This is a genomic window from Orlajensenia flava (assembly GCF_004801905.1).
Taxonomy (GTDB): Bacteria; Actinomycetota; Actinomycetes; order Actinomycetales; family Microbacteriaceae; genus Orlajensenia; species Orlajensenia flava.
On record NZ_SSSN01000006.1, the window covers coordinates 1 to 26,988 of the forward strand.

General features: G+C 69.4%; 25 protein-coding genes. 8 read left to right on the plus strand and 17 right to left on the minus strand.

The genetic code is table 11. The features are described 5' to 3' along the window. Window positions 1–599: 599 nt before the first annotated feature. The 3 genes from E6C70_RS10015 to E6C70_RS10025 are packed head-to-tail and all read right to left on the minus strand — an operon-like array spanning window position 600 to window position 3,482. The gene (locus tag E6C70_RS10015; RefSeq protein ID WP_207670097.1) at window positions 600–1,130 is read right to left on the minus strand and encodes an adenine phosphoribosyltransferase; all 531 of its coding nucleotides are present in this window, start codon (window positions 1,128–1,130) and stop codon (window positions 600–602) included. A gap of 19 nt (window positions 1,131–1,149) precedes the next feature. Further along, on the minus strand, window positions 1,150–1,908 hold the full coding sequence (locus E6C70_RS10020; RefSeq protein ID WP_136424419.1) for a polyprenol monophosphomannose synthase: 759 nt from the start codon (window positions 1,906–1,908) through the stop codon (window positions 1,150–1,152). Next, window positions 1,905–3,482: a glycosyltransferase family 39 protein gene (locus tag E6C70_RS10025; protein WP_136424420.1), complete on the minus strand. Its 1,578-nt coding sequence runs from the start codon at window positions 3,480–3,482 to the stop codon at window positions 1,905–1,907. The genes E6C70_RS10020 and E6C70_RS10025 overlap by 4 nt, the downstream gene beginning before the upstream one ends. Window positions 3,483–3,724: 242 nt before the next feature. Between E6C70_RS10025 and E6C70_RS10030 the strand changes: the two genes are divergently transcribed. The 4 genes from E6C70_RS10030 (at window position 3,725) to E6C70_RS10045 (ending at window position 8,738) form a co-directional block, all read left to right on the plus strand. Continuing rightward, window positions 3,725–4,402 (plus strand): response regulator transcription factor, encoded by a 678-nt coding sequence (locus E6C70_RS10030; protein WP_207670098.1) that lies wholly within the window; start codon window positions 3,725–3,727, stop codon window positions 4,400–4,402. Next, on the plus strand, window positions 4,399–5,751 hold the full coding sequence (locus tag E6C70_RS10035; protein ID WP_136424422.1) for a sensor histidine kinase: 1,353 nt from the start codon (window positions 4,399–4,401) through the stop codon (window positions 5,749–5,751). The genes E6C70_RS10030 and E6C70_RS10035 overlap by 4 nt, the downstream gene beginning before the upstream one ends. 155 nt (window positions 5,752–5,906) lie before the next feature. Further along, window positions 5,907–8,243, plus strand: coding sequence for a phosphoribosylformylglycinamidine synthase subunit PurL (gene purL, locus E6C70_RS10040; RefSeq protein ID WP_407921031.1), 2,337 nt, complete (start codon window positions 5,907–5,909; stop codon window positions 8,241–8,243). Between the two features lie 3 nt (window positions 8,244–8,246). Continuing rightward, on the plus strand, window positions 8,247–8,738 hold the full coding sequence (locus E6C70_RS10045; protein ID WP_136424423.1) for an NUDIX hydrolase: 492 nt from the start codon (window positions 8,247–8,249) through the stop codon (window positions 8,736–8,738). Between the two features lie 10 nt (window positions 8,739–8,748). Here the strand turns inward: E6C70_RS10045 and E6C70_RS10050 are convergent, their stop codons facing one another. The 8 genes from E6C70_RS10050 to E6C70_RS10085 all read right to left on the minus strand — a co-directional run bounded on the left by E6C70_RS10050 (window position 8,749) and on the right by E6C70_RS10085 (window position 15,632). After that, window positions 8,749–9,888: a glycosyltransferase gene (locus E6C70_RS10050; protein ID WP_136424424.1), complete on the minus strand. Its 1,140-nt coding sequence runs from the start codon at window positions 9,886–9,888 to the stop codon at window positions 8,749–8,751. Window positions 9,889–9,922: 34 nt separating this feature from the next. Beyond that, window positions 9,923–10,330 carry a pilus assembly protein CpaE gene (locus E6C70_RS10055; RefSeq protein ID WP_136424425.1) on the minus strand — a complete coding sequence of 136 codons (408 nt, stop codon included), beginning with the start codon at window positions 10,328–10,330 and terminating at the stop codon, window positions 9,923–9,925. Between the two features lie 158 nt (window positions 10,331–10,488). Beyond that, window positions 10,489–11,397, minus strand: coding sequence for an SDR family NAD(P)-dependent oxidoreductase (locus tag E6C70_RS10060; RefSeq protein ID WP_136424426.1), 909 nt, complete (start codon window positions 11,395–11,397; stop codon window positions 10,489–10,491). Next, window positions 11,394–11,717 carry a chorismate mutase gene (locus E6C70_RS10065; protein ID WP_136424427.1) on the minus strand — a complete coding sequence of 108 codons (324 nt, stop codon included), beginning with the start codon at window positions 11,715–11,717 and terminating at the stop codon, window positions 11,394–11,396. Before E6C70_RS10065 ends, E6C70_RS10060 begins: the two co-directional genes overlap by 4 nt. 29 nt (window positions 11,718–11,746) lie before the next feature. Beyond that, complete coding sequence (locus E6C70_RS10070; RefSeq protein WP_136424428.1) at window positions 11,747–13,075, minus strand: FtsX-like permease family protein; 1,329 nt, start codon at window positions 13,073–13,075, stop codon at window positions 11,747–11,749. Next, window positions 13,072–13,764, minus strand: coding sequence for an ABC transporter ATP-binding protein (locus E6C70_RS10075; protein ID WP_136424429.1), 693 nt, complete (start codon window positions 13,762–13,764; stop codon window positions 13,072–13,074). Before E6C70_RS10075 ends, E6C70_RS10070 begins: the two co-directional genes overlap by 4 nt. 87 nt (window positions 13,765–13,851) lie before the next feature. Continuing rightward, window positions 13,852–14,862, minus strand: a complete 1,011-nt coding sequence (locus E6C70_RS10080) for a DMT family transporter (RefSeq protein WP_328590839.1) — start codon at window positions 14,860–14,862, stop codon at window positions 13,852–13,854. A gap of 68 nt (window positions 14,863–14,930) precedes the next feature. Beyond that, complete coding sequence (locus tag E6C70_RS10085) at window positions 14,931–15,632, minus strand: GNAT family N-acetyltransferase (protein WP_136424430.1); 702 nt, start codon at window positions 15,630–15,632, stop codon at window positions 14,931–14,933. A gap of 97 nt (window positions 15,633–15,729) precedes the next feature. Between E6C70_RS10085 and E6C70_RS10090 the strand changes: the two genes are divergently transcribed. Genes E6C70_RS10090 through E6C70_RS10105 form a run of 4 tightly spaced genes read left to right on the plus strand, consistent with a single transcriptional unit; the run spans window position 15,730 to window position 19,127 of the window. Further along, window positions 15,730–15,942: an antitoxin gene (locus E6C70_RS10090; RefSeq protein WP_136424431.1), complete on the plus strand. Its 213-nt coding sequence runs from the start codon at window positions 15,730–15,732 to the stop codon at window positions 15,940–15,942. A gap of 46 nt (window positions 15,943–15,988) precedes the next feature. Then, on the plus strand, window positions 15,989–16,630 hold the full coding sequence (locus E6C70_RS10095; RefSeq protein ID WP_136424432.1) for a TetR/AcrR family transcriptional regulator: 642 nt from the start codon (window positions 15,989–15,991) through the stop codon (window positions 16,628–16,630). After that, a complete protein-coding gene (locus E6C70_RS10100; RefSeq protein ID WP_136424433.1) occupies window positions 16,627–17,283 on the plus strand; it encodes a hypothetical protein in 657 nt (218 codons plus the stop codon). The genes E6C70_RS10095 and E6C70_RS10100 overlap by 4 nt, the downstream gene beginning before the upstream one ends. Further along, window positions 17,280–19,127 carry a YhgE/Pip domain-containing protein gene (locus E6C70_RS10105; RefSeq protein ID WP_136424434.1) on the plus strand — a complete coding sequence of 616 codons (1,848 nt, stop codon included), beginning with the start codon at window positions 17,280–17,282 and terminating at the stop codon, window positions 19,125–19,127. Before E6C70_RS10100 ends, E6C70_RS10105 begins: the two co-directional genes overlap by 4 nt. Window positions 19,128–19,177: 50 nt before the next feature. On the opposite strand, the gene E6C70_RS10110 is transcribed toward E6C70_RS10105, so the two are convergent. The 6 genes from E6C70_RS10110 to E6C70_RS10145 form a co-directional block, all read right to left on the minus strand. After that, window positions 19,178–19,861: a Pr6Pr family membrane protein gene (locus E6C70_RS10110; protein WP_136424435.1), complete on the minus strand. Its 684-nt coding sequence runs from the start codon at window positions 19,859–19,861 to the stop codon at window positions 19,178–19,180. A gap of 9 nt (window positions 19,862–19,870) precedes the next feature. After that, window positions 19,871–20,821 (minus strand): DUF4436 family protein, encoded by a 951-nt coding sequence (locus tag E6C70_RS10115; protein WP_136424436.1) that lies wholly within the window; start codon window positions 20,819–20,821, stop codon window positions 19,871–19,873. Continuing rightward, complete coding sequence (locus E6C70_RS16675; protein ID WP_168770915.1) at window positions 20,818–23,106, minus strand: Ig-like domain-containing protein; 2,289 nt, start codon at window positions 23,104–23,106, stop codon at window positions 20,818–20,820. Before E6C70_RS16675 ends, E6C70_RS10115 begins: the two co-directional genes overlap by 4 nt. Next, window positions 23,103–23,762, minus strand: a complete 660-nt coding sequence (locus E6C70_RS10140; RefSeq protein WP_136424441.1) for a GntR family transcriptional regulator — start codon at window positions 23,760–23,762, stop codon at window positions 23,103–23,105. Before E6C70_RS10140 ends, E6C70_RS16675 begins: the two co-directional genes overlap by 4 nt. Before the next feature lie 80 nt (window positions 23,763–23,842). After that, window positions 23,843–24,760: a DUF5979 domain-containing protein gene (locus tag E6C70_RS16680; protein WP_168770916.1), complete on the minus strand. Its 918-nt coding sequence runs from the start codon at window positions 24,758–24,760 to the stop codon at window positions 23,843–23,845. After that, a complete protein-coding gene (locus E6C70_RS10145) occupies window positions 24,657–26,663 on the minus strand; it encodes a DUF5979 domain-containing protein (RefSeq protein WP_136424442.1) in 2,007 nt (668 codons plus the stop codon). The genes E6C70_RS16680 and E6C70_RS10145 overlap by 104 nt, the downstream gene beginning before the upstream one ends. Window positions 26,664–26,988 lie beyond the last annotated feature (325 nt).

Genomic DNA, 26,988 nt, shown 5'->3' on the forward strand with positions numbered 1-26,988 from the left:
CATGTGTTAAGCACGCCGCCAGCGTTCGTCCTGAGCCAGGATCAAACTCTCCGTAAATGATTCTCAGCCCCCCACCCCGAAAGGCGGAAGGCAAACCATAAAACGCACCAACACCCCAAAAGGCGCCAGCACAAGTTCGACACTGACAAGAACAAGACATTACTGACTTGCTTCAATCAATATTCAAATACATATTCCAAAGGAATCCCAAACCCACCCAAAAGGGCAGACCCGGGGTTATTGGCATTTGACAATGTGCACGCTGTTGAGTTCTCAAGAACCGGATGCTGCCGTTTCTCACCCTCTCGGGCCTGAATCGGCGCAACTTCTCTACTTTAGCACTCTCGATTCGCCTGTCAAATCGCAGGGATTCAATCGGTTGATCCGAGAGCTGATCCCCTTCAACTGACCCAGGCACGACGAACGTACCGGTTCTGTTTCTCGAAGGGGGGTGGTCCCGCTTGAGGCCGGGGAGCTGTTCCGCTCTCCCGCACCTATGGGGTGACGAATGAATAACTTACGGGCCGGATCGGCACGGCGCAAATCACGGTCACCGTCCGGGCGTGTCGCCATCGGCGAGGTCGCTGGCGGCCCCGAGATCAGCGCTGAAGGAGGCTGTAGACCTCGTAGCCCTCGAGCTGTTCCCGACCGCCGAGCCCCTGCAGTTCGAGGGCGACGGAGACCCCGGCCACCTGCCACCCGGCGCGTTCGATCAACCGGCACGCGGCGAGCGCCGTTCCGCCCGTGGCAAGGACGTCGTCGATGACGAGCACCCGGGATCCCGGAGGCAGCTGGTCCTCGTGGACCTCGAGAGCCGCGACGCCGTACTCGAGCTCGTAGGTCTCGGTGATGACGCGACGCGGGAGCTTGCCGGCCTTGCGGACAGGCAGCACTCCGGCGCCGGTCAGGAGTGAGGCGCCGCCCGCGATGATGAACCCGCGCGCCTCCAGGCCCCCGAGGATGTCGAAGCGCTCCTCGAAGGGGTCGACCAGTGCCTCGCAGAGCACCCGGAACGCCACGCCGTGCGAGAACACGGGGGTGAGGTCTTGGAACTGGATGCCCGTCTCGGGGAAATCGGGGATGACGTGGATGCGTTCGGCGACGCGATCGGCCGCGCTCGGGTGGGTCACCAGCACAGGCTACCCGCGATCAGAGCACGCCGACGCGCCCCGTCGGCGTCGTCACGACAGCCTGGCGCCGGCGCGGGGAGAGCGGGGTGATGGCCCACACGCTCACGCGCAGCATTGCCTCGACGACGATTCGGCTGCTCATCTTGGAGGTGCCGTGCACCCGCTCGGCGAAGGTGATGGGCACCTCCGCGATGCGTTGCGCCGCGTCGACGCAGCGCCACAGCATCTCGATCTGGAAGCAGTACCCCTGGCTCTCGACCGTGTCGTACTCGGCGGCGATCAGGGCCGACGCCCGGTACGCGCGGTATCCGCCGGTCACATCCCGCTGGCCGAGGCCGAGGGCGATCCGGGCGTAGAGGCTGCCCCCGCGCGAGAGCAGCTCGCGGCGGAGCGGCCAATCGATCACGCGGCCGCCCGGAACCCAGCGTGATCCGACGGCGACGTCGGCATCCGCCAGGGAGTCCAGCAGCCGGGGGAGCTCCTCTGGGCGGTGGGACCCGTCGGCATCCATCTCGACGATGACCTCGTACCCGCCTGAGAGTGCCCAGGCGAAGCCGGCTCTGTAAGCGGCGCCCAGCCCCTGCTTCTCGGTGCGGTGCAGCACGTGCACCGCGGAGTCGCGGCGTGCGAGCCCATCGGCGAGGTCTCCCGTGCCGTCGGGAGAGTCGTCGTCGACCACGAGAACATGCGCACTCGGAACGCTCGCCCGCAACCGCGCGACGATCTCGGGCAGGTTCTCGAGCTCGTTGTACGTGGGTATGACGACGATGGTCCTCATGCGATCTCCCTGGTAAGTGTGTAGATGTCGGTGCGGTGCACGTGATGGACGGCCTCCACGACGAAGCCCTGCGCCTCGAGCGCGGCGAGGTCGACGGATGCCGAGCCGCGCAACTCGACGGCGATGACCCGGCGGAAGCTGGAGAGCTCCGGGGCTAGTGCACTGACCGGGGCGACGGTGTCCCAGAGCTCGGCCCGTTGCGTGTAGGGAACCCGGAGCCCGACGTCGACCGTTCCGGCGAAGTCCTGCGGGTAGAGCCGGAGGGCGAGCCTCGGCCGCTGGGAAGGACGCGTGGCGCTGTCGAACACGATGGCGTCGCCCGTCTGCGCGATGTGGTCCACGGCCGTGGCCGCCTGCCTGAGGTCGCTTCCGTCGTCCTTCGCGAATGGGCCGCGCTCGGCGATGCACACCGGCAGCGCGAGGATCGCCACGACGGCGACGATCTCGAGGGTGAGGGTCGAGGCGCGGAGCCTTCTGGTCGAGGTCGGCAGGCCGCGCACGGAACGCCGAGCGGCGCGCGCGCTGCGCATCCGTTCGATGACCCCCGGAACGGCGGCCGCCCCGACGGCGACGAGCATCGCTGCCGCGGGCGCGCAGAAGGTGAGGTAGCGGATGTTGTACATCGGCGCCAGCAGCGCGTTGCCGATGAGGAGCGCAGCCGTGGGTAGGACGAGCCAGACGACGAGAAGCACGACTCCCTGGCGCCGGTTGGGAGAGAGCCGCTTCGCCGCGATGACGCCGACGATGATGAGCAGCCACGCTGCGACGGCGAGCGGAACCCAGCCGAACCACTGGTCGACGAGCACCGAGTAGGCGTTCGCATAGTCGCGCCGCGCGAGGAAGGAGACCTGGCCCCTCTGGCCGACGGCCGCCAAGACCATCGGAGCGGCGACGAGGACGGCGGCGGTGCCCGCGAGGAGCCCCCCTCTCACCCGCTGGCGCAGCCCGGGAGTGATCAGCAGCACGATCGCGTAGACCGGGGCGAGCAGCAGCAGGTAGAGGAACAGATAGGCGGATGCTCCGACCGCCGCGCCGAAGCCGATCCACTCGAGCATGCGTGCGCGCCGGCTCGCGACCAGACGGGCGAACCACACCGTCAACCAGACCGCGACGGCGGCGCCCATCGCGTAGGAGCGCGCCTCGATGCCCGCGTAGGCGATGCGGGGCAGGAGGAGGAAGACGACGGATGCGAGAACCGCGACGCGCAGGGACGTGAACCGACGCATGAGCGTGAGCACGCCGGCCGCGGCGACGCCGACGGCGATGGCGCTCGGTGCACGGGTGGCCAGCTCCGAGGTGCCGAACACGCCGATCCAGAAGTGCAGGAAGAGGTAGTAGAGCCCGTGCACGGCGTCGACGTTGCCGAGCATGGCGAACAGGGCCGGGATGGACCGTTCGGCTGACATGACGCTCGCCGCCTCGTCACCCCAGTACGACGGAGACGAAGCCCCGGCGAGCGCGACAGCCGTACCGGCCAGTCCCACCGTGATCGCGGGGACGGCGCGTCCTCGCACGGCGCTGCGCGCGCGGGTCGTCGGTGCGACGGCCCATCCGCTCAGGGATTGGGTGGTCATGCTCGCCTCTCGTTTCGGCGGTGCTGCTTCCGCCGTGCTTCATGGTGCTCGACCCACCTTCGAACACGGGGCTTAACGGCGGGTGACTTCCTGAAACGTCTCTCAGGAGCCGCAGCGCGAGGCGGGGCGCACCCCCGTGCCCGCGACACCAGCCTGACGGGTGAACCTGTGAGGGCGCGCAGCCCGGAATGGCCCGGTGGGCCCACAATGGTCAGCATGAGACGAACGGATGCCGCAGCCCGATGAGCAGGGTGCTGGTGGTCGACGATGAGCCCGAGATGGGTGGCCTGCTCGCGCGCGGTCTACGTGCGGAGGGGTACGACGTCGACGTTGCCGATCACGGCATCGGAGCGCTGACGCTCGCGGGCGAGAACGAGTACCAGGCGGCGCTCGTCGACGTGATGCTGCCCGGCATGTCGGGATTCGAACTGTGCCGGCACCTCAAGGCCCGCACTCCGGGCCTCGGCATCATCCTCGTCACTGCGCGGGATGCAGTGGACGACCGCGTGCGCGGGCTCGACGCCGGAGCGGACGACTACCTCATCAAGCCCTTCGCGTTCGCCGAGCTGACGGCCCGCCTGCGATCGGTGCTTCGCCGGGAGGCGCTCTCGCCGAGCGGTCAGATCGAGCTCGCCGACCTCACCCTCGACATCGCCCGGCGCAAGGTGATCACCGCCGACGGCGAGCTGCGGCTCTCGGGAACCGAGTTCGATCTGCTGCGGGTGCTCGCGGAGCACGTCGGTCAGACCGTTCCGCGTTCGGAGATCCTCGACGAAGTCTGGGGATCAGCGCGCTACATCGACCAGAACATCGTCGACCAGTACGTCAGCTACCTGCGCAAGAAGCTCGATCGCGCATCGGAAACGGTGCGCATCGTGACGGCTCGAGGAGTCGGATTCGCCCTCCAGGCCGGCCGGTGACCCAGCCCCGGTTCGGCATCCGCGCCCGCATCACGGGTGGAAGCCTGCTGATCGCGATCGCGTTCTCGATCGTGGCCGGGGTGATCCTCTACAGCCAGATCCGGCGCATCGCCGAAGAGGGCGGAATCGGCGTGCTGAGAGCTGATGCCGCGCCGTACGAGGATGCCGTGCGCAACGGTGCGACCCTCGGAACGCCCGGCCCCGGCGAGTTCATCGCCGTCGTCGACGCCTCGGGAGCCACGGTCGTCGACTCGCTGCCCGATCCGGTCTCCGATGCTCTGGACGAGGTGCTCGCGGGACCGGGCGCGACTCACACCGAGACCTTCGAGGGCACCTCCTACCTGGTGCGCGACGCGGAGGTCGAGGGAGTCGGAGGGGACTGGCACGTCGTCTCAGCACGCAACGCCGCTCCCCAACAGGCCGTCATCGACAGCATGACCGTGCTCCTGGTCGTCGCGATCGCGGGCATCGACGTGGCGCTCGGCGCCGCATCGTGGGTGCTGACCACCATCGCCCTCCGCCCGGTGCGACGGATGCGCGCCACCGCCGAGGTGCTGGCCCGCGAGGGCGGCGACGAGACGCTTCCGGCCGGCCCTCCCGAGGACGAGATCGCCGAGCTCGCCCGCACCCTCAACACCCTCATCGTGCGGCTGCGTTCCGCGGCTGAGCGCGAGCGTCAGATCGTCTCGGACGCCAGCCACGAGCTGCGCACCCCGATCGCCATCGTCCGAACCCAACTCGAGGTGGCGCGGGCGGACGCGTCCTCGGTCGAGCAGCTCACGGACGACATCGGCCGCGCCGAGCTGGCGCTCGCCCGGCTCTCGAACCTCGCCGACGACCTGCTCGAGCTCTCGCGCATCGACGCGACCCCGCGAGGCGGCAGCGCATCCGTCGGTGAGTTGTCGACCGCCCTGACCGACGCGACCGATCGCGCGCGCCTGCGCACCATCGGCCGGGACATCGCGGTCGACTACGACGACACTTCGGCAGGCGACCCGGCCCGACGCGTCGGGCTCGGTGCGACGGATGCGGGCCGCGTGCTCGACAATCTCGTCTCCAACGCGCTCGCGGCGATCGGGGAGGACGGCACGGTCGAGCTCAGCCTGCGTGCGGCCGATTCGGGCATCGAACTGAGCGTGAGCGACACGGGCGGCGGGATGGAGCCGAGTTTCGCCGCCCGTGCGTTCGAGCGCTTCTCCCGGGCGGACGGCGCCCGCACCGGATCAGGGGCGGGCCTCGGGCTCGCCATCGTCGATGGCCTCGTGACCGCAGCAGGTGGGTCCATCGAGCTGCGGAACAGACCGGGCGACGGCCTCACCGTGGTCGTCACCCTGCCCGTGCTCGGCTGACGCCGATAGCACCGGAGCGCCCTGCCCGCAGCCTCGGGCGCGGGCCGCGGCGGACAGGACCTCCGATGGTTGCGCGCCGGTAGACTGGCGTGGTCAGGCATCCGTCTCGCGGCATCCGTTCCGACGCGATCCGCCACCTCCTGGAGTCCGCCCTCGTGACCACATCCTCCACCCCCTTGGTTTCGGCCAGCCCCGGCATTCCCGTGCTCGACACGGTCGAGAACGCGGCGGCCACGCCCGAGAAGGAGCAGCCGTACGCGGCCCTCGGGCTGAAGGCGGATGAGTACGACCGCATCCGCGAGATCCTGGGACGACGTCCGACGAGCGGCGAGCTCGCGATGTACTCGGTGATGTGGAGCGAGCACTGCTCGTACAAGAGCTCCAAGAACTACCTGCGGCAGTTCGGCAAGAAGGTGTCGCCGGCCATGAAGAAGAACCTGATGGTCGGCATGGGCGAGAACGCCGGCGTGATCGACGTCGGCGAGGGCTGGGCGGTCACCTTCAAGATCGAGTCGCACAACCACCCGTCGTACATCGAGCCGTTCCAGGGCGCCGCGACGGGAGTCGGCGGCATCGTGCGCGACATCATCTCGATGGGCGCCCGCCCGGTCGCCGTGATGGATGCGCTCCGCTTCGGGGCCATCGACCACCCCGACACGGCGCGCGTCGTGCACGGCGTCGTCTCGGGCATCTCGTTCTACGGCAACTGCCTCGGCCTTCCCAACATCGGCGGCGAGACCTGGTTCGACTCGACCTACCAGGCCAATCCGCTCGTCAACGCCCTCGCCGTCGGCGTGCTGCGCCACGAGGACCTGCACCTCGCCAGCGCGCGCGGTGTCGGCAACAAGGTGGTGCTGTTCGGTGCACGAACCGGCGGAGACGGCATCGGCGGGGCATCCATCCTCGCCTCCGACACCTTCGCCGAGGGAGGACCGACCAAGCGGCCCGCGGTGCAGGTGGGCGACCCGTTCGCCGAGAAGGTGCTCATCGAGTGCTGCCTCGAGCTCTACCAGGGCGAGCTCGTCGAGGGCATCCAGGACCTCGGAGCCGCTGGCATCTCGTGCGCGACGAGCGAGCTGGCCTCCAACGGCGACGGCGGTATGCACATCACGCTCGACGACGTGCTGCTGCGGGATCCTTCCCTCACGGCGGAGGAGATCCTCATGTCGGAGAGCCAGGAGCGCATGATGGCCATCGTGCACCCCGACAAGCTCGAGGGCTTCCTCGCGGTGACCGGCAAGTGGGATGTCGAGACGAGCGTCCTCGGCGAGGTGACGGATACCGGCCGCCTCATCATCGAATGGCACGGCGGCGTGATCGTCGACGTCGACCCGCGCACCGTCGCCGTCGACGGACCGGTGTACGACCGCCCGGTCGCGTATCCGACCTGGATCGACGCGCTCAACGCCGACAGTGCATCCGCCCTCCCGCGGCCGACGGACGGACCAGCGCTGCGCGCTCAACTGCTTCAGCTCATCGGCAGCGCCAACCTGGCCGACGCGTCGTGGGTGACCAACCAGTACGACAAGTACGTGCTGGGCAATACCGCGCTCAGCTTCCCCGACGACGCCGGCATGGTGCGCGTCGACGAGGAGTCGGGGCTCGGCTTCGCCGCGGCGACCGACGCGAACGGGCGCTACTGCCAGCTCGACCCCCGCGCCGGAGCTCGTCTCGCACTCGCCGAGGCGTATCGCAACGTCGCGACGACGGGCGCCGTGCCGGTCGGCGTCTCGGACTGCCTCAACTTCGGCTCACCCGAGAACCCCGAGGTGATGTGGCAGTTCTCGCAGGCGGTCGAGGGACTGGCCGACGGGTGCCTCGAGCTGGAGATTCCGGTGACCGGCGGCAACGTGTCGTTCTACAACCAGACCGGCGACGTGCCCATCCACCCCACCCCCGTCGTCGCCGTGCTCGGCGTCATCGACGATGTGGCTCGGCGCATCCCGAGCGGTTGGCAGGACGACGGACACAACATCTACCTGCTCGGTGTCACGCGCGAGGAGCTCGACGGATCGACCTGGGCCGACGTCGTGCACGGCCACCTCGGCGGAACGCCCCCCGTCGTCGACCTCGCGGCGGAGAAGAACCTCGCCGGGCTGCTGCACGCCGCGGCGATCGAGGGGTTGGTCGACGCCGCACACGATCTCTCCGACGGCGGCCTCGCAACGGCGCTCGCGGAGAGCGTCATGCGTTTCGGCATGGGAGCACGGGTCTGGCTCGGTGAGATCTGCGAGCGCGACGGCATCGACGCGGCGGCCGCCCTGTTCTCGGAGTCGACGGGGCGCGTGATCGTCTCGGTGCCGCGGGAGGACGACGTGAAGTTCCGCGGCCTGTGCGACGGGCGGGGCTATCCCGTGCTGCGCATCGGCGTCACGGACGCGTCGCTCGGCGCCCTCGACGTCCAGGACACCTTCTCCCTCTCACTGGACGAGTTGCGTCGTGCCAACCGCGCACCGCTCGCCGACGCCTTCGGCGCCATCGTCGGGTACTGACGGATGGCCGGCCACGAGGACTACTCGGCGGACTACGCCGGCCAGCACGGCCGGTTCACGGTCATCCCGGCGGCCTACGTCTTCCTCCGCCGCGGCGAGAGCGTGCTGCTGCAGCAGCGCGCCGGCACCGGCTACTACGACGGGTACTGGGCGGCCGGCGCGGCCGGGCACGTCGAGCAGGGGGAGTCGGTCTTCTCGGCGGCGATCCGCGAGGCGTCAGAAGAGCTCGGCGTGACGATCCTCGAATCCGACCTCCGAGCGGTGACGGCGATGCACCGCACCGGAGCGACGGGCGCCGCCATCGACGAGCGTCTCGACGTGTTCTTCACCTGCTCGGCCTGGAGCGGGGAGCCGCAGCTGCAGGAGGACAAGGCGAGCGACCTGCGCTGGTTCCCGTTGGAGGAGCTGCCCGAGCCCGTGGTCCCGCACGAGCTGTTCGTGCTCGACCTGCTCCGCTCCGGCCCTGTGCCGCCGGTCGTCGCCTACGGCTTCTGAGGACGCTGTCTCAGTCGGACTCGACGGATTCGGGCGGCGCGATCGGGTCGACTGAGGGGTAGAGCTGACGCGCACGCCGGGACCGACGCGGCGCGTAGACGACGAGCGACTGGAACGTGAACCGCACCACGAACGCAATGGCGAGCGTGATGGCGGTGGCCACGACGGCCGTGAAGTGCCGGGAGTCGACCATGAGGTAGACGATGGGGATGCGGATGAGCGCCTCGGCGTTGTTGAACGCGAAGGCGATGATGAACCGGTAGCGGAGCGGCGAGGCATCCGCTCGCATGTCTCGGAAGACCCAGAGCTCCTGCGCGATGAAGTTCGCGAGGATGGTGACCTCGGTCGCGACGATCGCGGAGATGAGGTACTCGACCCCGACCGTCGTGAGCAGCCAGACGATGGCGATGTTCGCGAGGGCCCCCAGGGCTCCGATGACGGCGAAGCCCGACATCCGGCCGAATCGCAGCAGCGCGAGCTGCCAGAAGAAGCTCATGCCTTGGCGGAACGACGCCTTCGACTCCCCGGCATGCCGCTCGCCGAAGTCGAACGGCACCTCGGTGACGCGCAGCTGCTGGCGAGCGAGGATCTCGAGCAGTATCTTGAAGCCGCGCGGCTTGAGCTCGGCGACGTCGACGGTGCGCCGGTCGAAGAGGAAGAACCCCGTCATCGGGTCGGTCGTGTCGTGCAGCCGCACGGGGAACATGGCCTTCGTCACGAGCGTCGACGTGCGCGAGACCAGGTGCCGGATCCAGCCGGCGAGCCCACTCGCGTCGCCTCCGCCCGTGTAACGGGACGCGACGACGACGTCGACGTCGCCCTCCAGGCCGCGTCGGTAGAGCTCGGGGACCTTGGCGGGCGGATGCTGCAGGTCTCCGTCCATCACGATGCAGAGGTCGGACGTTGCGGCGCGGGCACCCTCCACCACCGCCCCGCCGAGCCCCCCGACCGGCTGGTCCCGGTGGATGCAGCGCACGGGGAGCGTCGCCGTCGCCGCCACCTCCGTGATGATGGCGGGGGTGTCATCCGTCGAGTCGTCGACGAAGATGACCTCCGCGTCGATTCCGTGGAGCGCTGTCGTCAGGCCGCGCACGAGCTCGTCGATGTTCGGTCCCTCGTTGAAGGTCGGCACGATGACGCTCAGCTGCATCCGTCGCACCTCCCCCCGCTGTCGCCCCGTGCGTTCACGCGCTCGCCCGTTGGATGAGCGCGAGCAGCGCCTGGCCGTAGGCCTCTGCGGGTTCGGGATGATCGAAGGTGCGCTCGGCCCCGTCGATCACGATGCTCACCTCGAAGGTGTCGGGCATCCGGTGCAGGGAGCGGAAGGTCGAGCGCAGCATCTCGCGCAGCTGATCCTCGCGAGGCAGCCAGACCGCCTGATCGAGCGGGAGGGAGTCGAGCGCCCACTCGGTCGTCCCGTTGAACCCGAGTACTGTCCCCGTCGGATGGTGCTGCGCTTCGATGGTCATCTCGCTGACGGTGAAGATGTCGTCGTCGATGTCGGGGATGTCGATCTGGAACCGATCGCCAGACTCCGGATGCCAGACCAGTCCGGCGTCCCGAAGGAGACCGGACAGCTCGCGCGAGATCATTCCCCCATTCTCATGGACGGGCCGCATACATGCGAGCCGCGCGACCTGCAGTTCGTCCCGCCGTCTGAAGGCACGGCCCCTGTCCACCTCCGCGAGAAGTCGGGCGTCCGGTTCGGGGTGCCTTCACATCGGGGGCGGATTGCCTTTACACGGCAGGGTCAGGAGGCGAGGATGCGCTCGCTCTCGGCCCACAGGCGGGCCCCGATCGCGGGGTCGGTCGACGCGCGGATGGGACGGCGCTTGACCGGGCGACCGCGGGTCAGCCAGCGGGGACCGTAGTACTCGGCGCCGCGCGCCGCGGGATCGATGGCGGCCCGCACGACCGGCCAGGCACCGCGATCCTTGCCCTGCGCCCACAGTCCCTGCAGCGAATCGGTGAAACGCTTGCCGGCACTCGGCTCGTTCACGCCCGCGATCGACGGGCTCATGCCGCCGACGGAATACCCCGGTTGAGCCACGAGCGCCGACGTCGGGCTCCCGGCAGCGCGTAGCCGGCGATCGAGCTCGAACCCGAATGACTCCACCTCGAGCTTGGACTGCGCGTAGGCGGTCCACGAGTCGTAGGAGCGCTCGAGCTGCACATCGTCGAGCGCCGAGCGCGTGAGCCGTGCCGCGATCGAGCCGAGCATCACGACTCGCGCACCGGGCGTGCGCTCGAGCGCGGGGAGCAGTTGGGTGACGAGGGCGAAGTGGCCGAGGTAGTTGGTGGCGAAGACGAGTTCGTTTCCGTCGAGGCTCACCTCCCGGTCCCGCGGGGGATGTACGACGCCCGCGTTGGCGATGACGCCGTCCAGCCGGGGCAGTTCGGTGAGTGCCACCGCCGCCGCCTGCACGGACGAGAGGTCGGAGACGTCGAGGCGCAGCGTGCTCACCGACGCGGCTGGCACGCGCGCCCGGATCGCCTCGGCCGCCGCATCCGCCCGCTCGTCGTTACGACAGGCGAGGATGACGCGGGCGCCCGCGATCGCCAGTTGCGCGGCCGTGAAGAAGCCGACCCCCGCGTTGGCTCCGGTGACGACGAAGACCTTGCCCTGCTGAGAAGGGGTGTCGACGGGGTCCCAGGTCACGTGGCGTCGCTCGCGATGCGCTCGTGGTGGTGGATGACCTCGGCGACGACGAAGTTGAACCACTTCTCGGCGAAGGCCGGGTCGAGGTCGGCGTCGACGGCGAGGGCGCGCAGCCGCGCGATCTGGCGCTGCTCGCGGGCAGGATCGGCGGCGGGCAGTCCCTGGTCGGCCTTCAGGCGCCCCACCTTCTGCGTGAACTTGAAGCGCTCGGCGAGGAGATGGATGAGAGCGGCGTCGATGTTGTCGATCGACTGGCGGATGCCCTGCAACTCGGCGAGCGCGGCATCGCGGGCGTTCTCGTCCCTGGGCTCATCTGGCATGCATCGACCCTAATACGGGGCCGGCCGCCTCAGGCGCGGGCAGCTCGGGCCAGTTGCGCGCGCGTTGCGAGGAGCCCGAGCCAGACCAGGGCGAAGCCGGCCGCGAGCACCCCGGCCACCATGACGAGGGTGAGCGGCGAGACGATCACCGACAGACCGACCAGCGGGAAGATGAACACCGCGGCGCAGAGCGCAGACCCGATGGTCGTCACGCGCAGCGGGGAGAGCACGGCGCGGCGGCGCGCGGCATCCATCGTCGAGGTGTCCATGCCGAGCTGGTGCAGGCTCGAATACAGCTCGCGCCGGTCGGCGATGCCCGCGGCCTGGTTGACGCCGACCGAGCACGCCACCATGAGGAAGCTTCCGATGACGGTGATGAGGATGCCGGTGCGGATGTCGGCGACGAGGTGGGCGTCGGACGCGCTGAGGTCGCTGGAGGCCGCCATTCCCATCAGCGCGACGCCAGCGCCGGCGACGACAGACATGAAGCTCGTCATGGCGACGCCCGAGACCTGGCTCCAGGCGGCCTTGGGTGATTCGAGGATCATCCGGGCGGCGAGCAGACGCTCGGGCTTGGTGGCGATGCGCGCCTGCCGCGTGGCCATGAGGCGCAGGATGGCGGGCGCGATCAGGCCCAGGACGCCGAGCGTCGCCGCGAACCCGCCCACGATGACGACGAGGAAGGTGATGGGCCCACCAGCGGAGCCGGCTGCACCGAGCAGGTTCATGGCCACGAGCGCGCCCGCGAGCACGATGACGCCGACCACGACGATCCACCAGCGCTGGGCGGGCGCGTTCTGTCGGGTGCGCACACCGAGCGGCGAGATGACGAGGCGACGCAGGCTCACGACGGCGCTCGTGACGGCGAGCGCCACGACACCGGCGACGACGAGCGCGGTCTCGGGCGCGGGCACGAGCGCCCATGCGCCGATCGCCTCCCCGCGGAAGGGGATGAGGCCGATGAGCGGTGCGAGCAGCGCGGCACCGAGGGCGCCCACCGCTGCGCCGAGGAGGGCGAGGGCGCTCGACTCGATCACGGTGACGGCCGCGACCGCGCCTGCGGTGGCGCCGAGCAGTCGGAGGGTGGAGAGTCGCTCGTCGCGCCGACGGGCCGAGAGCCGCGCGGCCGAGGCGCCGAGTGTGCCGAGCGGAACGACGAGCAGTGTCAGCGCGATGAGGGCGAGCAACTGATAGCCGAAGGCCATGTCATCGTTCCAGCTGAAGAACACGCGCGAGCCTCCGATGACGAGCAGGAGCAGGGTGGTCACCACCGCGTAGGCCGCGACGGGCAGCCACAGGACGGCGGCGCTTCGGCGATCGGAGCGGGCGAGCAGCCACCAGAGGCGGATCGTGGTCATGCGCCGACCCGCTCTCCGACGATGCGGCCGTCGCGCACGTCGACGATGCGCGAGCAGCGGGCGGCCACCCCCGCGTCGTGCGTGACGAGCACGAGGGTGTTGCCCCGTGCGACGGTCATGTCGAGCAGGGCGGACATCACCTCGGCGGAGGTCTGGCTGTCGAGCGCACCGGTCGGCTCGTCGGCGAAGACGACGGATGCGCCGGTCACCTGCGCTCGGGCGATCGCCACGCGCTGCGCCTGGCCGCCCGACAGTTGGCCGATGCGGCGATCCTCCAGACCGGCGAGGCCCAGCGCGGCCAGCCACCCGGCCGCGGCCTGGTTCGCCGCTCCGCGGTCGACGCCATTCAGCATCAGCGCTATCGCGACGTTCTCGATGGCAGTCAGTTCGGGAATCAGCAGACCCTGCTGGAAGACGAAGCCGAAGCGCTCGCGACGCAGGCGGGTGCGCTCCCGGTCGCTGAGGGCAGTGATCTCGAGGGGTCCGTCCGGCGCCGTCAGCCTCACGGCTCCGCTGTCGGGCAGGAGGATGCCGGCGAGCGCGTGCAGGAGGGACGTCTTTCCCGATCCGGACGCTCCCATCACGGCGACGGAGTCACCGACCTGCACGTCGAGGCTGACGCCGTCGAGAGCGCGGGTGGGTCCGTAGCTGAGGCGGAGGTCGCGGGCCGAGAGGATGGTGAAGTTCATGCTTCCAGCGTCACGCTCGACCCCCTCCCACCGCGTCGGGCGAGCGGATGATCTGCCGAGCACGGCATCATCCGGAGGGATGACGCCTCAGGAACGGCGCCGGGGACCGGCGGAGGCGACCGGCTCAGTCGCGAATGTCGTCGACGGCGACACCGGTGTGGCAGCCGGCCGACGCGTGAGTCGCAGTCGCTGCTGGGTGAGCAGGATGCCGAAGAGCACCAGGACGGCACCGAGTGGTTCGTGCCAGGAGAACGTCTCCGCCAGCACGAGAACACCGAGCAGCACGCCGACGACCGGGGTGACGTAGGTGACCGTCGAGGCGTTCGTCGGCCCCCAGGCGCGCAGCACGTTGACGTTCCAGATGTAGGCCAACCCCGTCCCGAGCGCTCCGAGTGCGAGCAGGGCCAGCACAATGGGGACGTCGAGGCGCACCGGGTGCCAGGCCAGGACCGGCGTAAGCACCAGCATGATGGCTCCGGCGAGACCGATGTTGAGGAAGGCGAACGTGGCCGGAGCGATCGGTCTCGGGCTGAGGTACCGCCGCGTGTAGCCGAAGGTGAAGCCGTACCAGGTGGCCGATCCGAGGCAGGCGAGCTGACCCCAGAGGTCGCCCGTGAGCGCGGCGTAGCCCCACGGCCCGATGATCACGACCACGCCGACGATGCCGATGACCACGCCGACGACCTGATCGCGCAGCAGCTTCTCGACCCGGAAGACGAGGGTGGCCATGATGGCGGTGGTGATGGGCGTGACGGCGTTGTAGATGGACGCCAGGCTGGACGAGACGTACTGCTCGGCCCACGCGAACAGCAGGTGCGGCACCACGCATCCGCTCACGGCGATGACGAGGAAGTGCAACCACACCACGGGCTCGCGGGGGAGGACCGGCCCGAGCACGCCGGACGGCGAGGCCACGCGCGGACGGGTGACGAGCACGATGATGCCGAGGGTGAGCCCGCCGAGGATGAGGCGCGACCAGGCGATCTGGCCGAAGGTGACGCCGGAGAGCGCCACCTTCATGAACAGGAAGCTCGAGCCCCAGATGACTCCCATTCCGAGGAACTGCAGCCAGATGGAGAGGGTCGAACGCGTCGTCACCCTGTGAGGCTACGCGCCCCGGCGGATGCGGTTGCGCGTGTCGGAACGCGCTGTCCGTTATCCGCCGATCATTGGCCGGATGCGGCGGCGGCATCCGCGGCACGGTCGGCGGCCGCGCGCCATCCGGAGCGCTCACGCAGTTGCACGGGCTCGCCCCCGAAGGCGACCAGACGCGTCTGGAGGCCCGCGCGCACCGCCGGCCACTCCTCGACGATCACCGAGTACACCGCCGTGTCGCGCCAACTGCCGTCCGCCCGGCGGATGCGCCGCCGCAGGATGCCCTCGAACTGCGCCCCGAGACGTTCGATGGCCGCGCGCGATCGCGTGTTGATGGCGTCGGCCTGGATCTTCACGCGGCCGAATCCGCTGTCGAAGAGGCGTCCGAGCAGCAGCAGCTTCGTCTCGGGGTTGACGGCGGAACCCCACACCCGCGGGTCGTACGAGGTCCAGCCGATGTGAGCGGCCTCGTTGTGGACCTCGACGTCACCGATCGTCGACGACCCGACCAGGAGCCCGTCATGATCGCCGCCCACCAGGCGGACGGCGTAGGGCTGCGTGTACGCGCTGTCGAAGTGATACCCGTGGTTCGCCCAGTCGAGGAAACCGGCCAGGTCGGCCCGGTATCCGCCCGATCCCCCTCCGAACCCTCCGGCGAAGACCTCGGGATGCGCGAGAGCCGGGTACAACTCGGGCAGCATCGCGCGAGTGAGAGGCTCGAGGCGGACGTGGCGGCCGACGAGAGGAGTGGTGGGCGGTTGCACTGCTGGCACCCCCTCAGCATTCCACGTTCGACGAGGAGGGGTGTCGCCCACACGGCACACGGCGTAGCGTGAACTACGTCAGACTCACCGAGCGAAGGAGACGGCCATGGCCGGAATGGACGACATCACCAAGAAGGCGCAGGAGTTCCTCAACGACGACAAGATCAAGAACGCGCTGAAGAGCGAACAGGCCGAGGACATCAGCGACAAGCTGCTGGACAGCGTGGCCGACGCGGCCAACAAGGTGACCGGCGGCAAGTTCGAGGACCAGATCGACGGCGTGCGCGACAACATCGACAAGGGCGTCGGGAACCAGTAGCCCCCTAACTTGCACATGAGTGTGCAAGTTGATGTAGAGTGGGGGTATGACCTCCACCAGCTTGCGACGCCGCGACGCCGAGGAGAACGCCGTAGCGCTCCTCGACGCCGCGGCTGAACTCCTCGTCGTCGACCCCGATGCGTCCCTCGAGACGATCGCATCCCGCGCGGGACTGTCGCGGCGGGCGGTCTACGGGCATTACGCGAATCGCGACGAGCTCATCGCCGCGACCATCGAGCGTGGGGCCGCCCGCCTGACCTCGCTCGCCGCTCCGGCCCCCTCGGACGCACCCCCCGTCGCCTTGGCCACGCTCGGCGCCCGGCTCTGGGGTGCCGTCGAACAGGTGCGCATGGTCGCCTCCTTCGCCCTACGCGGACCGCACGCGCACCGCGTCGCGGCGGCTCTGCAACCGGTGCGCGATCGCCTCGCCGCCATTCTCTCCGCTGGCGTTTCCGACGGGTCGCTGCGCTCCGACATCCCGATCGCCACGCTCGCCCACCTGGTCGAGCGCGCCGCCATCGACGTGCTCGAGGAAGCGGCCGAGACCGGCCTCAGCCGGGAGGACGGTCACCGTCTCGTCATGCTCATGACGCTCGGTGCCGCCGGCCTGTCCGCGACGGATGCCGGCACGCTGATCGCCGCGACCGCGTCGCTGCGGCACCCCGCGCCCACCGAGGTGCGCTCATGAGAGTCGAACTCAGCGCCGTGACGAAGGGCAAGCGCGGCAGCGCCCTTCCGCAGACCACCCTCGCCTACGAGACCGGCACCGCCGTGCTCGCCCGCGCCGAGACCGCCCAGCGGCCGTCGGTGCTCGGGCTCATCGCATCCGGTCGGATGCGGCCGGACACCGGGATCGTGCGCATCGACGGGGACGTGGATCCCGCAGCCCTGCGCGACCGGGTTGCCCTCGTCGACGCTCCCGTCGTCAACGATCCCGCGCCCGACGTCACCGTGACGGGAGTCGTGATGGAGGAGCTGATGTTCGCCGGCCTTCCGGGTAGCCGCAGAGACGCCGCACTCACCCTGCGCCAGCTGGACCTCACCGATCAGGGCCGCACGTCCATGGCCGACCTCGAGCCGGGCGTGCGCATCCGTCTGCTCACTGAGCTGGCGATCCTCCGCGACGACGTCGAGGGTCTCGTCATCGTCGCTCCCGACCGGCACGGAGGCGACCCGTTGGACTGGTGGCGCACCGCTCGCGACCTGGCCGCGCGCGGATTCGCCGTGCTCGTCATCGCCGGGGACGCCTCTGCCGCCGCCATCGGGGCAGAGGGCATGCTCGCCCGCCTTGACGGCGACCCACAGCCCGGTTCGACTCCCACCGAGGAGGCCACCCGATGAAGGTGCCCCAGATGATCGCCGCCGAGTTCCGGCGGCTGACCGCTTCGCGGATGGGCCTGATCGCCCTCATCGCGCTCCTCGCCGTGCCCGTCATCTACGGCGGCCTGTACCTGTGGGCCAACCAGGACCCGTACGCCAAGCTCGCCGAGGTACCCGTCGCCCTCGTGGTCGAGGACACCGGAACAGCCGATGGCTCCCGGAACGTCGGCGACGAGGTGGCTGACGGCATCGTGAAGGACGCGACCTTCGATTGGCACCGCGTCAGCGCATCCGCCGCCGAGAAGGGCCTCACGCACGGCACCTACGACTTCAGCGTCACGTTCCCCGCGGAGTTCTCGCAGGACCTCGCCTCGTCGTCGACGGACGCTCCTCAGCAGGCGCCCGTCGTCCTCCGCACCAACGACGCCAACAGCTACCTGGCAACCACCATCGGCGAGCAGGCCATCAAGACCATCAAGGCGCAGATCGTGCGTCAGGTGGGCCAGCAGTCCGCCATCACCTTCCTCGACTCGCTCGCCGAGATCCGCGGCAAGCTCGGCACCGCGGCCGATGGGGCGGCGCAGCTGACGGATGGCGCCGCTCAGGCGGTCGCCGGCAGTGGGCAGCTGCACGACGGCGCGAGCACACTGGCCGACGGCAACCAGCAGCTGGCGGACGGCTCGTCGCAGCTTGCAGCCGGTGCCGCTCGCGCGGCAGACGGAGCGTCGCAGGTCGCCGCCGGAAACGCCCAGCTCGCGGCGAAGGCCGATCAGGTGGGTACCGTCGTCGGCAGCGCGACGGCTCAGCTCCCCCGGGTGCGGCAGGACATCCAGGATCGACTGAGCGCCGCCGGCGTCGACCAGGCGACCATCGACCAGGTGCTCGCCACGCTCGATCCGCTGGCCTCCGACGTGCAGGACGGCAATGCGAAGGTTCAGCAGGTGGTCGGCCAGATCGACCAACTCTCCTCAGGAGCTGCGCAGGTCGCCGACGGCACCCGGCAGCTCGCCGACGGAAGCTCGACGCTCGCCTCGGGCGCGGCGACGGCGGCCGGCGGCGCTGTCCAGCTGCGCGACGGGCTCGGGACCCTGAACACCGGCCTCGGCCAGCTCGAGAGCGGGGCCGGCCAGCTGCGCGACGGTCTCGCAGAGGGTCGCGACGCCATCCCCGACACGGATGCGGCGACGCGGCAGAAGCAGGCGGCCAATATCGCCGACCCGGTGGATGTGAAGACGGGCGCCGTGACCGCCGCGGGCAGCTATGGAGCCGGCCTGGCACCGTTCTTCGCCGCCCTCGCGGGGTGGATCGGCATCTACGCGCTCTTCCTCATCGTCAAGCCGGTCTCGCGCCGTGCCATCACGGCGCTGCACTCGCCGTTGCGGGTGACCCTCGCCGGTTGGCTGACGCCCACCATCCTCGGTGCGGTGCAGATGTCGGCGCTGTACGGCATCCTCTCGCTCGCCCTCGGGTTCCCCATCGCCAACCCCGCCGGGATGATCGGCATCATGCTGCTCGCCTCGGCGACGTTCGCGGCGATCGTGCTCGCCCTCAACGTGTGGCTCGGCAGCGTGGGTCAGTTCCTCGGTCTCGTTCTCATGGTGCTGCAGCTCGTGACGGCAGGCGGCACGTTCCCGTGGCAGACGCTGCCCAGTCCGCTGGCCGCCCTGCACCACGTGCTGCCGATGGGCTTCGTCGTGGATGCGCTGCGGCAGACGATGTACGGCGGCAGTGTCTCATCTGCGCTGTCAGATGTCGGCGTGCTGGTCATCTGGCTCGTCGGCGGCCTGGTGATCGCCGCCCTCGGAGTGACCCGCATGACGCACTTCCGCACACTGCGCGACTTGCAGCCCAGCCTCATCGGCTAGGCCGGAACGCGGTGCTCCCGCGTGTCCGCGCTGGACCGATGATGGGGCCCTCAGGCCTCCTCGGGTGGGCCGAGACCCGATCCTGACCGCAGGATCCGAATTCTGCTGATGGCGAAGACGGCGCTCGCGACGAGCACCGTCAGCACGAAGATCGCGATGCAGTAGATGGCGACGACACCATAGCCCTGGGCGGGATCCAGGAACGGGTAGGGCACCCACCCGTCGGTGGCGCCACGGATGATGACGACGACGAGCCACACCAGCGGGTAGACGGTCACGACCCACAGCCTGGACCAGGGCAGCCGGTAGCGATCGCCGAACACTATCCAGTCCAGGGCCGCGTAGAGGGGGAAGAACACGTGCAGAACCCAGTTCGCCCAGGCGAGGGAGACACCGCCCTCCAGACCGGCGAGGAGGGTGTTGTAGACGATCCCGACGATGACGATGTAGGTGGTCGCGAACCCCCGTGCCAGCTGCAGGGCCGACGATTGGCCTCTTCCGCTGAAGGTGGCGAGAGCTGCGAGCACGAGAACCGTGGCGGCGATGATGTTGCTCTGCATCGTGAAGAAGCCGAAGAAATTGAACGGGTTGATCGGCCCTCGGGCGGCGGTGTCGAAGAAGGTGGCGATGATCGCCCCAGCGACGGCGAGCGAGACCGCCAGCCTCACGGTGGCGAAGGCGTACGAGCCCGCTCGAGTTCGCGGGGGGGCGTCGTGTTCCGTGGAGGTGGTCAACGGTTGGTCCTACTCAGCAGCGGTCTCCGCCGCGGCTGCGGCAGCAGTGTCATCGACGACGTGTCGGGTTCGCAGGACGTGGCTTTCCCGCCAGAGCAGGTAAGCGCCGGTCCAGACGAGCATACCGGCGATGAGACACAGACACGGGAACAGGATGATGAAGTCGAGCGCGGTGCCGATGGGCGGCGCGCCCGGCATGGCGCTGCGCAGAGCGGGGAAGGACAGCAGCGTCGCCGAGAGCCAGATGACGTTCGAGAACTCCAGCTTTCGACGGATGATCGCGCTGCCGATGATCACCACGGCCATGAGCGTGGTGAGCAGGATGGCGAGCACGTAGAACAGCACGAGGGTGACGCTGAGGGCGTCGCGGGAGCCCTCGATGGCCACGGGGTAGAGGGTGCGTTTGCCTTCGACAGACGCTGCTGAACGGTGGGCATTGAGCACCCACGGTCGAGCGGAGTTCGACACCTCGAGTGCGAACGGGACCGGCTGGCCGGTCTCGTCGTCCTGAACGCTGAGCTGGTAGTTCGCGAACGGATGATCGAAGGGATAGTCGGTGTCGCCCCGATCCAGGCTCAGAGTCAGGGCGGTCGCGTCCACTATCGACTCGCCCGGGAAGGTGACCACGGACGTGGTCACCCCGCCGCTGCTGACTTCGATGCGCAGCGTGGCGGCGATCTCGCCCGCCTTCTGGCCGACGAGTCGGCCGTGCGGGATGGGCAGGACATTGGCCTGGATGACCCGGTTGGTCAGATCCACGTCTTGAGTCGACATGCGCAGTGTCAGGTAGGTCTGTCCGCTCTGCTTGTTGTCACCGCTGACCATGACCGCCGTCGAGCTCTGCAGGATGCCCGAGGCGGCCACGACGACGTAGTAGACGATGAGGATGAGCACGACGGACCCCAGGATGTAGGGGGCCGGGTTGCGCCGCCGCTGCGTTCGGTGTTCTGAGGACGTCATGGTGAGTTCCCGTCGGTGTCGGTGAGGAGGATGGGTGCTGTCCGTCGGCGGCGTTCAGCTTCGGCCACGGTTGCGGCCAGGGCGAACATCAGCAGTGCCAGCAGGGGGAGGAAGGCGCCGGGGAAAGTCGTGACGTTGAACGTGGTGAGGGTCGCTGCCCACGACTCGGTGTCGCTGGTTCTGGTCACGTCGGTGGAGACCGTCACCGCGTTGTCCTGATTCGGGTCGGACGAACTCACGCTCACCTGCTGGCGGGCGATGGCGGGCGCGTTCAGCGGGTCGGCCAGGACACGCACCTCCACCGTGGCCGACTGCCCGGGCAGTAGCACGATGGTGCAACTGAACGAGCGGGTCTGCACGACGCAGCGCTGCGGGTCGGCGCCGTCGCCCACGAGCGCCTGCGCGCTGCGGTAGATCATTCCGGGTCCCATCCGTCCCGCCAGCACGATGGTGACGGATTCGGCCGAGGTGTTCGGGCCGACGGTGCCCCGCATCGCCGCGACGGTGCCGGGAAGAAGGCGGCCGGCGGCGAAGCGCAGGTTCATTGCGAGCGCAGACGCGCGAGGCACGGCAGGTGGCGTCGGCGTCGGCGTCGGCGGAGGAGCCACCGGGATGACCGTCGGCGGTGGCGCTGGGGCAGGCGTCGTGGGAGAAGGCGGTGTGGGCCGGGGAGCCGGGGGGACCACGGGTGCCGGTCGCACAACCGTGACCCGGAACACGGCACCGGTTGCGCTGTTGCCCAGCGCGTTGGTGGCGGTCGGGATGAGGTCGTTTCCGCCGTAGATCAAGGGAGACGTCGGGGTGCACTGCCAGGCACCGCCGGCGTCCGCCCGTGCCGTGCACACCGCGGCTCCCGACGGGTCGGTGACGGTGATGCTGGTTGCCGGGTCGCTGGTGCCGGTGATGCTCGGCGATGTGGAACTCGTCGCCGAGGGTGCGGAGATGGAGGGCGAAGTGGGCGGGGTCAGGTCGACGATGTAGGTGGATGTCGCGCTCGGCGGATACACGTCGCCGAACGAGTCTGTCTGCGTCGCGCCGAATGGATGCGACCCGGCGGCCAGCCCGGAGGCGGTGCAGCTCCATCGCCCGGCCGCATCCGCGGTCGTCGTGCAGACCGTGGTTCCGGTCGCGGAATCGACCAGGGTGACGGTGTTGCCGGGGACCGCGGTTCCGTTCACCGCGGCCGCGGTCTGGTTGGACACGGTTCCGGACGCGGGCGCGGTGATGGTCGGGGCGGGCATCACCCATTGGAAGACGACGGCTCCTGCTCCGCCTGCCTGTCCGGTCCCGGAGCTGTTTCCTCCGATGCCCACGTACGGAGCGAAGCCGTAGGCCGGGTCGCTGTTGTTGCCGGCCGGCGCGTTGCCCGCGGCCGACGTCGGGCTGCTGCCGGCGGCGGAGGTCGGGCTCAGGATCGAGCCGGCGATGAACGACGACCCGCCGGCGCCCGACGAATTCTCGACTGGTGACGCGTTCTGGCATCGCCCGCCGCCGCCGCCGAAGTAGCCGGCACCGCCGCCTCCGCCGCCCTCCGTCTGGATGCCCGAATTGCCGGAGGCCCCGCTGCCGCCCTGATATCGGGCGCCGTCCGTGGCCGGAGCCGAGCAGCCGGCGCTGGCCGCGGCCGCTCCGCCGGCCGTCTGCGAGCCGCCGGTGGGATTGTTGGCGGCCGGAGTCGACCCGGAACCGTCGCCACCGCTGGCTCCAGCCAGCCCGCCGCCGCCTCCGCCGGATCCTGCCAGCGTGCCGCTGGCTGCTCCGCCGCCGGCCCCGGCGACCAAGTAGGGCGCGGAGGTGAATGGGGCTCCTGCCCACACCGCTGTCACGCCACCGCCGGAAGAACCGGCCTGTCCGCCGGCGTTGCTGTAACCTCCCGGCCCTCCATTCCCGAAAGGCGACAGCCACGAACTCACATATCCACCCCATCCAACCGTGATGTGCAGTACCTCGCCGCCGACGGTGGGGATGTTCCCGCCGACGAACGCGCCACCTCCGCCGCCGTAGGAGTTCGGGGCGTAGGAGCCGTTCGCACCGGCGCCACCGGCGCCCCACGCCCGGGTGTTGACCGAGGTGACCCCGGCAGGCACGCGGAAGGTCTGATCGCCCGGCGGATTGGGATAGCTGTAGACGGTGCAGTCCGTGTATCCGGCCAGCGGGGCGCATCCGCTGGCTTGCGCCTGCGCCGATGGAGCCGGGCTGATGAAGCCGATCAGGAGGCCCACAACCACGCTCAGGAGTGCGACTCGCGCCCCGAACGGCCAGAGCGGACGCACGCGACCTGTCATCGCCGCTCACCCGGGGTGAGATGGTGGATGCGGCGGAAGCAGTACTCGGCGTAGTCGGCGTCGCGCTCGCAGATCGCCTCCCGGAACTGCCGGTACCACTCCCCCCTCTCGGCCTGATCACCCAGCAGGGGTCTGGTGGACCGGAGGTTGCGTTCCATCACCAGTCCGGCCTCTCGGATCATCGCCGCGAACACGGCGTTTCCGCTGCGGGCCGTCACGTAGCCCACGAATGATCTGCTCGCCGTGTACAGGCCATCCGGGTCGTCCCGGTCGCTCGCGAGGATCATGGCATCGATCAGGACGACGGCTTCGCCGGCCTCCTCGTCGCTCATGCGCATGACGGCCAACCGGACCGCGAGGCTCGCCTGGTAGCCGGTGAACTCGAGCGTCTGCGCGACCAGCTCGTCGCTGATGCGGGTCACCCTGGTGTATCGACTGGGCTCGGACTCCACGAGACCGAGCAGGCTCAGCCGGGCGATGGCCTCGCGCACCGGCGTGCGGGACACCCCCAGCCACCCTGCGACCTCTGCGTCACGGATCACCTCACCCTCGGCCAAGGTGCCGTCGATGATGGCCCCGCTCAACCGGGAGAAGACGAGGTCGCTGAGCGACGCGCGCTCGGACGTCACCTGTTCCCCACCACGCTCCAGCGGCACTTCGCCCCCTCAGACTCGGCCAATATATCGGAATGTCGCCGAGCCGAGAAATTCTCGGGCGCCCTCCCGGAATCGCGCGGTCAGCTACGACGGCGACGACGGGTTCCGGCCACGAACAGCGCCCCGCCACCACCGAGGAGGAGAACGGCGATCAGGGTAGCGAGGCTCGTCGCGTCACCGTCGACACCGGTCTTCGCGAGGATCGCGGGATCGAAGTCGTTGGTGATGGTGACGGTGGCAACGGCCGGCGCCGGATTCAGTCGGTCGTTCTCGAGGATCGCGACCGTGCCGTCGGACGGGCTGTAACTGGTGGACGTCGCCACGCCGGCGTCGGTTTCGGTGACCGTGCACTCGGCCCCAACGGGCAACAGGTCGATGAGCACTCGATATCCGTTCGCAGCATTGAGGTTCACGGTGGGACCACCCGGGACGGGAATGTCCTGCAGCACGCCATCCACCGTCCACTGGCACGTCACCTGCGCGGTGAATGGGCCGGCCCCGAATTGTTCGAATGCGCCCGTGCGCTGCTTGACGATCAGCAGGTCGCCCGCTCGGAACGTGTTCGTTACCGTGATGGAGACCGTGTCCCCACCCGAGGCGGGCACGATCACCGACGGCCCGATCACGGTCTCGGCCGCGCCGCCCGTGACGGTCTCTTGGGTCACCTCGCACGTGGAGCCGATGAGCAGGTCGTCGACGACCGCCGAGAATCCGTTCGCCTGGTCGAGCACGACGTCGAGGTAGTCCTCGTCGTTCCAGGTGATGGGCGTCTCGACTCCGTCCTTGTCGTACGTGCACTCGACGCGAACCGTGAACGGCCCGGCGCCGTAGACGTCGCCGCCGCGGCCCTCGATGAACTTCTTCACCGTGATCTCCCCGACGTCGAACGGATTGTCAGCGGTGACCAGGGTGGGATGCCCGACATCCGTTCCGTCGTCCCGGTTCTCGATGGCAACGGTGATGGAGCTCTCGGAGGTCGAGCCACCGTGGCCGAACACCGGCGCGCCGGTCGCGCCGCCCGTCTTCGGCTCGGTGAGGACGCAATCGGTGCCCACCGGCATCAGCGCGTCGTCGCCGTTCGGCAGGGTGAAGCGCGCGGTGTCGCCGTCGACCACGGTGACCCTCGGTGCCCGATCCGGGCGGCCAGCTGCAGACGGCCTGGATGACGAACGGTCCGCTGCCGTACCGGTCGGCGCCGGCGCCCGTAACCGCCTTGGTGACATCGAGCACTCCGACCGCGAAGGTGTTGGTGGCGGTGATGTCGACGGCGGAGCCGATGACGGCAGCGACGGAGCCGTCACCGTTGTCGGTGGCGCCGGCGCCGGTGAAGGCCACGCCCGTCGCGCTGCCGGCATCCGTCTCGCTGATCAGGCAGCTGGAGCGTTGCGGCAGGGTGTCGGCCGGTGCCTTCCAAGTGTCGCCGTCGCTCAGCGTGAAGTCCTCATCGAGCACGGTGCCGCCGATCGACCCGGGCGGCGCAGTGCAGGTGGCGTGGAAGGTGAACGGCCCGAAAGCGCCGACGTTGGCCTCGGTATCCACGACCTTCGTGACCGACAGGTCGCCGTAGTCGTAGGCGTTGTCGAAGGTGGCGACCTGGGCGGCAGGCACCGGCAGCGTCGTCGCATCCAGAATGCGGAGCGTCTGCGGTGTCGCCGGGTTGCGGGAGGTCTCGCCGAAGTCACCCTGCTCCGTCACGGTGCAGGTGGCGCCCAGCGGTATACCCGGAATCTGGGCTGAACCGTTCTTGGGCACGCTCAGCAGAGCAGATGCGCCGAGGTTCACGGGGGCCCCGGCCACCGTGCAGGCGACGGCGAAGGTGAAGGTGTCTGGCGCGTAGGACGCCGCGTCGCCGCTGACGGTCTTGACCACCTGCAGCGTGCTGAATGGCAGGTGGATTCCCGTCTTGGCCGGCGCACGGGAGATGACGGTGCCGGTGGCGAGCGTGGCGCTGGCGCCGCTCTGGTTCCAGGCGACCTGGCCGGGCACCGGGGTGGTCACCGAGGCTCCATCGGCGCGGGTCGCCGTCGCCGGCACGTTGACGGTGCGGAACACCACGTTGACGGCGCCGCCGGGCAGGAGCCCGCCCTGACGCGTGGTGGTGAAGTCGAACCGGACGCGGAGCCCTGTCACCGTGTCCCAGTCGCCAGTGAAGGTAGTACCGTCGATCCACTGCGCGTTCGGCGGGTTGTTGGAGCAGGTCGGGTCGGCGGGTTGACCCGGGCGCCCGCTCCACGCCGATCCCGTGCCGGTGCCGACGCATACGTTCGCGGCGGTCGTGACCTCCCAGATCTTCGTCGTGCCCGGAGGCGCGGTGACGGCGGCGCCGAAGGTCGAATCGAACGAGGGCCGGAACTGCGACCCACGGGACGCGCCGCCGGCGAGCAGACGGTCACCCGGGAACGGAAGCGGATCGACCAGGGTGAGGTTGTCATAGGCGATGGTGCCGCTGTTGATGGCGTCGATGCGCCACTCGTCGGTGCCCCCGACGACACTCTGCGCGGCGCACGGGTAGCGGTAGTAGCCGTTCGCGTCAGGAGTGCAGGTCGCATTCGGCGAGGTCACGTTGTACCCGCCGGTCGTCACCGCGTTCACGACGTCGCCCTTGACGCCCTTGGTCGTCACAAGAGAACCGCCGGCGACAGGCTGGACGAAGTTGGTGGTGCCGCACGCGGTCGGCGGCAACCCACTGATCGTGCCTTGGCCGTTTCCCGAGGTGTTCGAGCACCCTGCAAGCGTCTGCCCGGTGTTGACCACCATGCTGTTGGTCGCGCGCTGGCTTCCGGTCAGACCTGGTTGCAGGATGAGGCCGAGCGTGATGGTGAACGACTCGCCCGGGGCCATGCGCTGGCCTGCAGCGGGCCAGACGAAAGTGAGCGCCCGCGTGGCGGCGTCGAAGCTCACCGTGGGATTGGTGGAGAGCAGCCCGCCGGCACTCGTGGCATAGGTCGGATCGACGCCGTCCCACTCCAGAGTGGTGGGAAGGGTGTCCGTCAGGTTCGGGATGGTCAGGAATCCGGTTCCGGTATTCGTGAACCTCAGGGTCCACGGAACGGAATCCCCTGGAAAGACGGTATGGAGATTGCCCTGCGGAAACTTGACGACGTCGAGCGTGAAGGTGCCCGGCTGCAGCGCGAAGTTCGCGGTCGTGTCGCTGGTGGCATAAAAAACGCATGCAGCGCGTTGGAGAAGGTGCTGGGGAACACGATCGGCCCGCCGCTAGAGAGGA